Source organism: Kitasatospora griseola, assembly GCF_014648555.1.
Lineage (GTDB): Bacteria > Actinomycetota > Actinomycetes > Streptomycetales > Streptomycetaceae > Kitasatospora > Kitasatospora griseola.
The window spans coordinates 113,833-125,613 of sequence record NZ_BMRI01000022.1 but is presented as its reverse complement, the minus strand read 5'-3'; the positions used below and the strand labels follow the sequence as shown (position 1 = coordinate 125,613).

General features: G+C 77.1%; 2 protein-coding genes. Both read left to right on the top strand.

Translation table 11 applies throughout. The annotated features are described in order from the left end of the window. Positions 1-10,781 (top strand): type I polyketide synthase (locus IEZ12_RS24930; protein WP_189274863.1); only part of this gene is annotated, 10,781 nt, incomplete at its 5' end. Positions 10,782-10,797: 16 nt separating this feature from the next. Continuing rightward, positions 10,798-11,781 (top strand): beta-ketoacyl synthase N-terminal-like domain-containing protein (locus IEZ12_RS39020; RefSeq protein WP_229847948.1); only part of this gene is annotated, 984 nt, incomplete at its 3' end.

The window sequence follows — 11,781 nt, the reverse complement described above, 5'->3', positions numbered from 1 at the left end:
CGCGGGTCGATGTGGTGCAGCCGGTGCTGTGGGCGGTGATGGTGTCGCTGGCGGAGGTGTGGCGGTCGTTCGGTGTGACGGTCGATGCCGTGGTGGGCCACTCGCAGGGCGAGGTCGCCGCGGCGTGTGTGGCGGGCGGCTTGAGCCTGGAGGACGGGGCGCGGGTGGTCGCACTGCGTTCCCGCGCGGTGGGTTCACTGGCGGGCCGTGGCGGTATGGCGTCGGTGCCGTTGCCGGTGGATGTGGTGCGGGAGCGCCTGGGTCGACTGTCGGTGGCGGCGGTGAACGGTCCGTCGTCGACGGTGGTGTCGGGTGACGCGGACGCGGTGCAGGAGTTCGTTGACGCGTTGGTCGCGGAGGGTGTGCGGGCGCGTCTGATCGAGGTGGACTACGCGTCGCACTCCGTGCATGTGGAGGAGGTCCGCGAGCGTCTGCTCGCCGACCTGGACGGCATCGTGCCGCTGTCCGGTGCGGTGCCGTTCTATTCGAGCGTCACGGGTGGCCTGCTGGACACGAAGGCCCTGGACGCCGAGTACTGGTACCGGAACCTGCGGGAGACCGTCGAGTTCGAGCAGGCGACCCGCGCGCTCCTCGCGGCCGGGCACCGCGTCTTCATCGAGTCCAGCCCGCACCCGGTGCTGGCGGTGGCGGCGGGGGAGTCGGTCGAGGCCGCGGGCGTGGACGCGGCGGTGCTGGGAACCTTGCGTCGCGGTGAGGGCGGCCCGGTGCAGGTGCTGCGTGCGGTGGGCCGTGGCTGGGAGCGCGGCCTGGGGGTGGACTGGTCCACGGCGTTCCCGGGCGCGCGGCGCGTCGAGCTGCCGACGTACGCCTTCCAGCGCACCCGCTACTGGCTGACGGCCCCCGCCGCCGTCCCGGCCGCCCCCGCCGAGGACCGCTGGGACGACCTGGAACTGCAGGACCCCGCCCGGCTCGCCGAGCTCCTCGGGGTCGGCCGTGCCGCCCTGGACGAAGTCCTGCCCGCGCTGGCGACCTGGCGCACCGTCAGGAGCCGTGAGCGGAAGGCGGATTCCTGGCGTTACCACGTGGCCTGGGCGCCCCTGTCGGTCACGCCGGCGGACGGCCTCCCCGGTCGTTGGCTCGCCCTGCGTCCCGAGGGCGGCGACGCGGCGGCCGTCCTGGACGCCCTCGGCGAGGCCGGGGCCGACCTCCTCCCGTGCGTCGTCACCGATCCCGGCGCGACCCGCGAACAGCTGGCCGCCCTGCTCACGGAGACCGCCGGGGAGCAGCCGATCGCCGGCGTGCTGTCCCTGCTGTCCTGGGAGGAGCGTCCCCACCCCGAACACCCCGACCTGCCCGGTGGTCCGGCGCTGACCCTCGCGTTGGCCCAGGCACTGGAGGACGCGGGCATCCAGGCCCGGCTCTGGACGCTGACGAAGGGAACCGCCGTCCTGGGCGGGGCGGAGCGGCCCGGACACGTCGGTCAGGCCGCCTCCGCCGCCCTGGGCCGGACGCTGGCCCTGGAGCACCCGCAGCGCTCGGGTGGTCTGGTCGACCTGCCCGAGGTGCTGGACGCACGGGCCGCCCGCCGCCTGTGCGCGGTGCTCGCGGGAGCCGCGGCCGACGAGGAACAGGTGGCGGTGCGCTCCACCGGGGTCCACGGACGCCGGCTCCGGCCCGCGCCGGCCGTGCCGCCGAAGGACCGCGCGGGCGGCCCGGACGCCCGGTGGCGAGGCACGGTCCTCGTCACCGGCGGCACCGGCGGCGTCGGCTCGCACACCGCGCGCTGGCTCGCGGGCCAGGGCGCGGAGCGGCTGCTGCTGGTCAGCCGGCGCGGCGCCGACGCCCCCGGTACGGACGAGCTGCGGGCGGAACTGACGGCGCTGGGCGCCGAAGTCGCCTTCGCCGCGTGCGACGTCGCCGACCCGGCCGCCCTGGCGGCGCTGGTCGCCGACATCCCGGCGCGGTACCCGCTGTCCGCCGTGATCCACGCGGCGGGCGTCCTCGACGACGGGGTGCTCGACGCGCTGGACCCCGCGCGGCTCGCCGTGGTGCTGCGCGCCAAGCTGACCGCCGCCCGGAACCTGCACGAGGCCACCGCGGGCCTCGACCTGTCGGCCTTCGTGGTGTTCTCGTCCGTGATGGGCGTCGTGGGCAACGCCGGGCAGGGCAACTACGCGGCCGCCAACGCGGCCGTCGACGCACTCGTCGCCGCTCGCCGGGCCGCCGGGCTGCCCGGCACGTCCGTGGCCTGGGGCGCCTGGGCCGGGCCGGGCATGCTGGCGGACGAAGTCGCCGGCCGGCTGCGGGACTTCGGCCTGCCGGTGATGGAGCCCGAGACGGCCGTCACCGCGATCGGCCGGGCCCTGGAGGCGGACGACACGCTGGTCGTGGTCGCCGACGTCGACTGGAAGCGCTTCACCGCGGGCATCGGCCTGCGCTCCGCCGCCCTGCTCGACGGGATGCCGGACCCGGCCGCCGCGCGGCCCGCCCCGGACACCGCCGCACCCCCGGCGGCCCGGGAGGGCGACGGCGCCGCCGACACCCTGCGGCAGCGGATCGCCGTGCTGCCGCGCCACGAGGACCGGGTCGGGACCCTCACCGAACTGGTGCGCACCCACGCGGCGACGGTCCTGCGCCACCCCGACGTCGACACGGTCCAGCCCGGAAAGGCGTTCTCCGCACTCGGCTTCGACTCCCTGATGGCGGTGGAGCTGCGCAACCGGCTCGCCGCCGCCACCGGGCTGGCCCTGCCCGCCACCGTCCTCTTCGACCACCCCACGCCGTCGGCACTGGCCGGCCGGCTGCTCGCCGAACTGGACCTGGCCGAGGACCTGCCGGACGCGGCGAGCGGCACCGCGGAGTCCGCCGACCCCGCCGGCCCCGTCGGCAACGAGCCGATCGCGATCGTCGGCATGGGCTGCCGCTTCCCCGGCGGGGTCGCCCGGCCCGAGGACTTCTGGCAGCTGCTCGCCGAGGGCACCGACGCCGTCGGGGACTGGCCGTCGAACCGGGGCTGGGACACCGAGGGGCTGTACGACCCGGACCCCGAGCGGCCCGGCACCACGTACACCCGGCAGGGCGGCTTCCTGCACGACGCGGCCGACTTCGACGCGGAGTTCTTCGGCATCTCGCCGCGCGAGGCACTGGCCATGGACCCGCAGCAGCGGCTGCTGCTGGAGACCGCCTGGGAGGCGGTCGAGGCCGCCGGGCAGGATCCGACCGCGCTGAAGGACCGCCAGGTCGGCGTCTACATCGGCACCAACGGCCAGGACTACTCCGCGCTGCTGGAGGGCGCCGAGGGGGTGTCCGAGGGCCATCTGCTGACCGGGAACACGGCCAGTGTGCTGTCGGGGCGGCTGTCCTACGTCCTCGGCCTCCAGGGGCCCTCGCTCACCGTCGACACCGCGTGCTCCTCGTCGCTGGTGGCGCTGCACCTGGCCGTGCAGGCACTGCGGCGCGGCGACTGCGAGCAGGCCCTCGCGGGCGGGGTGACGGTGATGAGCACCCCGCGGCTGTTCGTGCAGTTCAGCCGTCAGCGCGGGCTCGCCGCCGACGGACGGTGCAAGGCGTTCTCGGCGGAGGCGGACGGCACGGGCTGGGGCGAGGGCGCCGGAGTGCTGCTGCTGGAGCGCCACAGCGACGCCCTGCGCCACGGCCACCCGGTCCTCGCGCTGATCAGCGGCACCGCCGTGAACCAGGACGGCGCCAGCAACGGGCTCGCCGCCCCCAACGGCCCCTCCCAGCAGCAGGTCATCCGCGCCGCCCTGGCCGACGCCGCGCTGCGCGCCGACCAGATCGACGCGATCGAGGCCCACGGCACCGGCACGCGGCTCGGCGACCCGATCGAGGCGCAGGCGCTCCAGGCCGTCCACGGACCGGAGCGCCCGGCGGACCGTCCGCTGTGGCTCGGCTCGGTGAAGTCGAACATCGGGCACACCCAGGCGGCGGCCGGGGTGGCCGGAGTGATGAAGATGGTGCTGGCCATCCGCCACGGCGAACTGCCCGGAACCCTGCACGCCGGGACGCCGAACCCGCACGTCGACTGGTCCGACGGCGGCCTCCGCCTGCTCACCGCGCACACCCCGTGGCCGGAGACCGGGAGCCCGCGCCGGGCGGGCGTGTCGTCGTTCGGCATCAGCGGCACCAACGCGCACGTGATCGTCGAGCAGGCGCCCGCGATCGCGGTCGTGCCCGCCCTGGACCGGACCGACACCCCGGCCGTGCCCACCGCGGGAACCGCCGCCGTCCCCGCCGCCGCCACGATGGCCCTCGCCGCGGACACCGCCACCCCCACCGCCCGCCGCACCGGCCCGCCCGTGCCGCTGCTGCTCTCGGCCAGGACACCGGAGGCCCTGCGGGCCCAGGCCGACCGGCTGGTGGGCCGGCTCGACGCCGACCCGGACGTCGAACTGGTGGACGTCGCCTACTCGCTCGCCACCGGACGGGCCCCGCTCGAACACCGGGCCGCCGTCCTGGGACGGGACCGGGCGTCCGTCCGGCGCTCGCTCACCGCACTCGCGCGCGGCACGACGGCGGGCCGACTGCTCACCGGCGGCGCCGTGCGCTCCGGCCGGACCGCGTTCCTCTTCCCGGGACAGGGCAGCCAGCGGGCCGGCGCCGGTGCGGAGCTCTACTACGAGGACCCGGTGTTCGCCGACGCCCTCGACGAGGTGCTGACCGGCCTGGACCCGCACCTCGACCTGAGCCTGCGGGACCTCCTGTTCGCCGAGCCCGGAACCCCCGACGCGGAGCTGCTCGACCGCACCCGGTACACCCAGCCCGCGCTGTTCGCCCTGGAGACGGCGCTGTTCCGGCTGGTGCGCCACTGGGGCGTGCGGCCCGACCTGCTGATGGGGCACTCCGTCGGCGAACTCGCCGCCGCCCACGCGGCGGGCGTGCTGGACCTGCCCGACGCCTGCGCGCTGGTGACGGCCCGGGGCCGGCTGATGGACGAACTGCCCGAGGGCGGGGCGATGGTGGCGGTGGAGGCCGGCGAGGAGGAAGTGCGCCGGGCCCTGGTGGACGAGGACCGGGACGCGGTGGACATCGCCGCCGTCAACGGGCCCGAGTCCGTGGTCCTGTCCGGCGACGAGGACGCCGTACGGCGCCTGGCCGAGACGTTCCGGTCGCGCGGCCGGCGCACCCGGCGCCTGAGCGTGAGCCACGCCTTCCACTCCGCCCGGATGGACGGGATGCTCGACGCCTTCCGGGACGTGGCCGAGTCGCTGACCTACCACGCGCCCGGCATCGAGATCGTCTCCAACCTGACCGGGCGCACGGCCACGGCCGCGGAACTCCGCTCCCCCGACCACTGGGTGCGGCACGCCCGGGGCACCGTGCGCTTCCTGGAAGGGGCCCGTCGACTGCGGGCCGAGGGCGCGACGACCTACCTCGAACTCGGACCGGGCGGCGTGCTGTCCGGCATGCTCCACGCCTGCCTCGCCGAACCCGACTCCGACTCCGCGCCCGACGGCCCTGCTCCCGCCCCCGGCGGCCCCGGGGCGGTGCCGCTGCTGCGCAGTGACCGCGGCGAGTCGGACGCGGTCCGCACCGCACTCGCCTCGCTGCACCTGCGCGGCGTGGCGGTGGACTGGTCGGCGGGCTGGAGCGGCGCCGACGTGCGGCGGGTCGACCTGCCCACCTACGCCTTCCAGCACCGGCGCTTCTGGCCGGAAGCCGCGGCGGACCCGGCCCCCGTCGCCTGGCGCGCCCGCCGGGCGACCGCGGCCCCCGCCGGCCTGCACCGCTACCGCATCGCGTGGGAGCCGCTCGCCGAGCCCGCGGAGCCCCGCCTCTCCGGCCGCTGGCTGCTGGTCGTCCCGGACGGACCCGGCGCCGAGGACACCGCGCTCGCCTGCGAACAGGCCCTCGCCGGGCACGGCGCCGACGTGGTGGTGACCCGGGTCGGAGCCGCCGTCGAACGCGCCGAACTGGCCCTGCTGCTGCCGGAGTTCGGCGACCTGGAGGGCGTCCTGTCGCTGCTCGCCCTGGCCGAGGGGCCCCACCCGGGCCTGCCGACGCTGGACGCCGGCCTGACCGGGACCCTGCTGCTGCTCCAGGCCCTGGGCGAGAGCGGCATCGACGCACCCCTGTGGTGCGCCACCCGCGGCGCGGTGGCGGCCGACGGCACCGAGGAGGTCCGCCCCGAGCAGGCCCAGGTGTGGGGCCTGGGCCGGGTGGCGGCCCTGGAGCACCCGCTGCGCTGGGGCGGCCTGGTCGACCTGCCGGAGCTGTTGGACGGGCCCGCGCTGGACGGGCTGTGCGCGGTGCTGGCCGGATCGGACGGCGAGGACCAGGTGGCCGTGCGCACGCGGGCGCCGCTGGGCCGCCGGCTCGTCCCCGCGCCGGAGCTCGCAGCGCCCGCGCCCGCACCGTGGACGCCGCGCGGCACCGTCCTGGTCACCGGCGGCACCGGCGGCCTCGGCGCCCAGGTGGCGCGCTGGCTCGCGGAGCGCGGCGCGGACCACCTGGTCCTGCTCGGCCGGCGGGGCCCCGAGGCCCCGGGGGCCGAAGCGCTGGCCGACGCCCTGGCGGCGCTCGGCGCCCGGAGCACCCTGCTGGCCTGCGACGTCGCCGACCGCACCGCGCTGGAAGGGGTCCTGGAGCGGCTGCACGCCGAGGGCGACACCGTGCGGGCCGTGGTGCACACCGCGGGACTCACCTCGGACACCGCGCTGATGGACTGCACGCCGGAGGAACTGGCCCTGCGGACGGCCGCCAAGATGCGCGGCGCGGCCCACCTCGACGCCCTGTTCGAAGGCCGCCCGCTGGACGCCTTCGTGCTGTTCTCGTCGATCTCGGGCACCTGGGGCAGCGGCGGCCAGGGCGCGTACGCGGCGGCCAACGCCTACCTGGACGGCCTCGCCGCGGCGCGGCGCGGCCGGGGCCTGCCGGCGACCTCGGTGGCCTGGGGCCCCTGGGCCGGCGCGGGCATGGCCGAGGGCGCGGTCGGCGACGGCCTGCGCCGCCACGGGCTGGTGCCGATGGACCCCGCCGCGGCGCTCTCCGCGCTCGGCCTGGCGCTGACCCTGGACGAGGGCGAAGCGGTCGTCGCCGAGCTGGACTGGAGCCGCTTCGCACCCACCTTCGGCTCGGTCCGGGAGAGCGCGCTGCTGCGCGACCTGCCCGCCGCCGCCGAGTTCCGGGCGGCGGACGGCGGCCCCGCGGCCGCGGACACCCCCGCCGAATCCGGACCCGGCACCGGCGGCGACCCGTCCTGGTCGCACCGGCTGCGCCGGCTGTCCGAGCCCGAGGGCCGCAGGCTGCTGACCGAACTGGTCCGGAGCGAGGCGGCCGCCGTACTGGGCCATGAGTCGGCCGTCGGCCTCGCCGCCGACCGCCCGTTCCGCGAGGCGGGCTTCGACTCGCTCACCGCCGTCGAACTCCGCAACCGGCTGGTCGCGGCCACCGCCCTGCCGCTCGCGCTCACCTCCGTCTTCGACCACCCGACGGCGGCCGCCCTCGCCGGGCACCTGTTCGCCGGGCTGGGCGGCACGGAACCGCACGCCGACGACACGACCGGCACCACCGGCACGGCCGGGCCCGCGGCGGCCGACGAACCCCTCGCGATCGTCTCGATGGCCTGCCGCTTCCCGGGCGGCGTCCGCTCGCCCGAGGACCTGTGGCGGCTGGTGGCCGACGGAGTGGACGCGGTCGCCGCGCTGCCCGCCGACCGCGGCTGGCCGCTGGCGGACCTCTACGACCCGGACCCCCTGCACCCGGGCACCTTCTACACCACCGGCGGCGGATTCCTGGACGGAGCGGCCGAGTTCGACGCGGAGTTCTTCGGCATCTCCCCGCGCGAGGCCCTGGCCATGGACCCGCAGCAGCGGCTGCTGCTCGAAACCAGCTGGGAGGCCCTGGAGCGGGCCGGACTCGACCCCGCGTCGGTGCGCGGCAGCGAGGGCGGCGTCTACGTCGGCGTCGCCTCCCAGGGCTACGGCGCCGGCCCGCAGAACCCGTCCGACGAGGTCGAGGGGCACCTGCTCAGCGGCACGGTCACCAGCGTCGCCTCCGGCCGCATCGCCTACACCCTCGGCCTCGGCGGCCCCGCCGTGACCGTGGAGACGGCCTGCTCGTCCTCGCTGGTGGCCCTGCACCTGGCCGGCCAGGCCCTGCGCGCCGGCGACTGCTCGTTCGCCCTGGTCGGCGGCGCCGCGGTGATGGCGAGCCCGGACGTCTTCGTCGAGTTCAGCCGCCAGCAGGGCCTGTCGCCCGACGGCCGCTGCCGCTCCTTCGCCGAAGGGGCGAACGGCACGGGGTGGGGCGAAGGCGTGGGCGTCCTGCTCGTGGAACGCCTCTCCGACGCGCGCCGCCTCGGGCACCCGGTCCTCGCCCTGGTACGGAGCACCGCGGTGAACCAGGACGGCGCCAGCAACGGCCTCACCGCCCCGAGCGGCCCCGCGCAGCAACGGGTGATCCGGGCCGCGCTGGCCACGGCGGGACTCTCCGGCGCCGAGGTCGACCTGGTCGAGGCGCACGGCACCGGCACCGTGCTCGGCGACCCCATCGAGGCGCAGGCCCTGCTGGCCACCTACGGCCAGGACCGGCCCGCCGACCGCCCGCTGTGGCTGGGATCGCTGAAGTCCAACATCGGGCACACCCAGGCCGCCGCCGGCGTCGCCGGGGTCATCAAGACGGTGCTCGCCCTGCGCAACGGCGTGCTCCCCGCCACCCTGCACGCCCAGCAGGCGTCCAGCCGGGTGGACTGGTCGGCCGGCGCGGTCCGGCTGCTCACGGACGCCCGCCCCTGGGAGGCCCCGGACGGGGGCCGGCCGCGCCGGGCCGGCGTCTCCGCGTTCGGCATGAGCGGCACCAACGCCCACGCCGTCCTGGAGGAAGCGCCCGCCGCCGACCACCGCCCGCCGGCCGAGGAGCCCGGGACCACCGTTCCCTGGCTGCTCTCCGCCATGACCCCCGCCGCCCTGCGCCGCCAGGCGCGCCGGCTGGGCGAGCACCTGCGGGCCGACCCCGACGCCGGGGCCGCCGCGACCGCCCGGGCGCTCGCCACCACCCGCCCCGCCCTGCCCTTCCGGGCGGCCGCCACCGGCCGCGACCGCGCCGCGCTGCTCGGCTGGCTGGACGCCCTCGCGGCGGGAGAACCCGCCCCCGACGCCGTGCAGGACCGGGCGCGCGGCGGCCGCACGGTCTTCGTCTTCCCCGGCCAGGGCTCGCAGTGGGCCGGCATGGCCGCGGCGGCGCTCGACGCCTCCGAGGCGTTCGCCTCCGCCGTCGCCGACTGCGAACGGGCGTTCGCCCCGCACACCGACTGGTCCCTGACCGAGGTGCTGCGCGGCGCGCCCGGCGCACCGACGCTCGACCGCGTGGACGTCGTCCAGCCGGTGCTCTTCGCCGTGATGGTCGCGCTGGCCGCGCACTGGCGCGACACCGGGGTCACCCCGGACGCGGTCGTCGGGCACAGCCAGGGCGAGATCGCCGCCGCCTGCGTCGCCGGAGCGCTGTCGCTCGACGACGCGGCCCTCGTGGTGGCGCTGCGCAGCCGGGCGCTGCTGAGGCTGGCGGGCCGCGGCGGCATGGTGTCGGTCGCCGCCTCCGCCGAGCGGACCACCGGCCTGCTGCCCGCCGGCGGACGCGCGTGCGTGGCCGCCGTGAACGGCCCCGAGGCCGTGGTCGTCGCCGGCGAGCCGGAGGAACTGGCCGCCCTGCTCACGGCCTGCGAGCGGGAAGGCGTCCGGGCCAGGGCGATCCCGGTGGACTACGCGGCCCACTCGGCCCAGGTCGCCGAGATCGAGGACGAACTGCGCGAAGCCCTCGCCGGGATCCGCCCCCGCGCCTCGGCCGTCCCGCTCTACTCGACGGTGACCGGCGAACCCGTCGCCGGGGAGTCGCTCGACGCCGCCTACTGGTACCGCAACCTGCGCGAACCGGTCGACTTCGCCGGAGCGACCCGCACCCTGCTGGACGCGGGCCACACCCTGCTCGTCGAGGTCAGCCCGCACCCGGTGCTGCTCGCCGGGATCGAGGCGGTCGCGGCGGAGGCCGGACGGGACGTGACGGCGGTCGGCACGCTGCGGCGCGGCGACGGCGGCCGGGACCGGCTGCTGGCCTCGCTGACCGAGGCGTGGGCGGCCGGCGCCGGTCCGACGGACTGGTCGCTCTGGACGGGGACCCCCAGGCCGGGCGGCCCGGCGCCCGTCCCGCTGCCGACGTACCCCTTCCAGCGCGACCGGTACTGGCTGGCCACCCCGGGCCGGACGGCCGCCGCCACCACGACCGTGCCGACCGAGGAGGCTCCGGCGGCAGCGGTCGACGACGACGAGACCCCCGCCGTCCGGCTGGCCGCCCGGCTGGCCCCGCTGGACCCGCGGGCCCGCCGTCAGGCGGTGCTCGACCTGGTCGTCCGGCACGCGGCCGCGGTCCTCGGCCATCCCGGGACCGGCCCGGTGCGCCCGGAACGCGCCTTCGCCGAGGTCGGCTTCGACTCGATGCTCGCGGTGCGGTTCAGGAACGCGCTGTGCGAGGCGACCGGGCTGGCCGTCCCGCCGACGGCCGTCTTCGACCACCCGACACCCGAGACGCTCGCCGCCTACCTGGACGCGGAGCTGTCCGCCGCGCCCGAACCGCCCTCGCCGCTGCTGGCCGAGCTGGATCGGCTGGCCGCGCTCCTCACGGCCGCCCCACCGGGAGCGGCCGACAGCGACGGGGTCGGCGACCGACTCGACGAACTGCTGCGCGGCTGGCGCCGGCGCACCGGCGACGCACCGCCGCCAGGACCGGCGGACGACACCGCCACAGCGATGGAGACGGCGACAGCGGACGAGCTGTTCGCCCTGATCGACAACGACTTCGGGAACGTCTGAGAGAGAGCTGGCACTGATGTCCGACGACAAGAAGCTGCTCGACTACCTCAGGCGCGCCACTGCGGACCTCGGTGACGCCCGGAGGCAGCTGCGCGAGGCCGAGCAGGCCCGCCACGAACCGATCGCCATCGTCTCGATGGCCTGCCGCTACCCCGGCGGTGCCGACACGCCCGAACAGCTGTGGGAGCTGCTATCCCAGGGCGCCGACGCGATCTCCGCCTGGCCGGTCAACCGCGGCTGGGACCTGGAGGGCCTCTACGACCCGGACCCCGAGCGGCCCGGCACGTCCTACACCCGGCAGGGCGGCTTCCTGCACGACGCGGCCGACTTCGACGCCGAGTTCTTCGGCATCTCGCCGCGCGAGGCACTGGCCACGGACCCCCAGCAGCGGCTGGCCCTGGAGACCGCCTGGGAGACGGTCGAGCGGGCCGCGATCGACCCCCGCACGCTGCGGCGCACCGCAACGGGCGTCTTCCTCGGGGCGATCGGCAACGGCTACGGCGAGGGCTCGCGCCACCTCCCCGAGGTCCAGGGCCTGCTGGACACCGGGACCGCGACCAGCGTGGTCTCCGGCCGGATCGCCTACACCCTGGGCCTGGAAGGGCCCGCGGTGACCGTGGACACGGCCTGCTCGTCCTCGCTGGTGGCGCTGCACCTGGCGATCCGGGCGCTGCGGGCGGGCGACTGCACGCTGGCCCTGGCCGGCGGCGTCGCCGTGATGGCGACCCCCGACCCGTTCGTGGCGTTCAGCCGCCAGCGCGCGCTGTCGGCCGACGGCCGCTGCAAGGCGTTCGGGGCCGACGCGGACGGCACCGGCTGGTCCGAGGGCGCCGGAATCCTGCTGCTGGAGCGACTGTCGGACGCCCGGCGCAACGGGCACCCGGTGCTGGCCGTCGTCCGCGGTTCGGCGACGAACCAGGACGGTGCGAGCAACGGCCTGACGGCGCCCAGCGGCCCGGCGCAGCAGCGGGTGATCCGGGCGGCGCTGGCGGACGCGGGT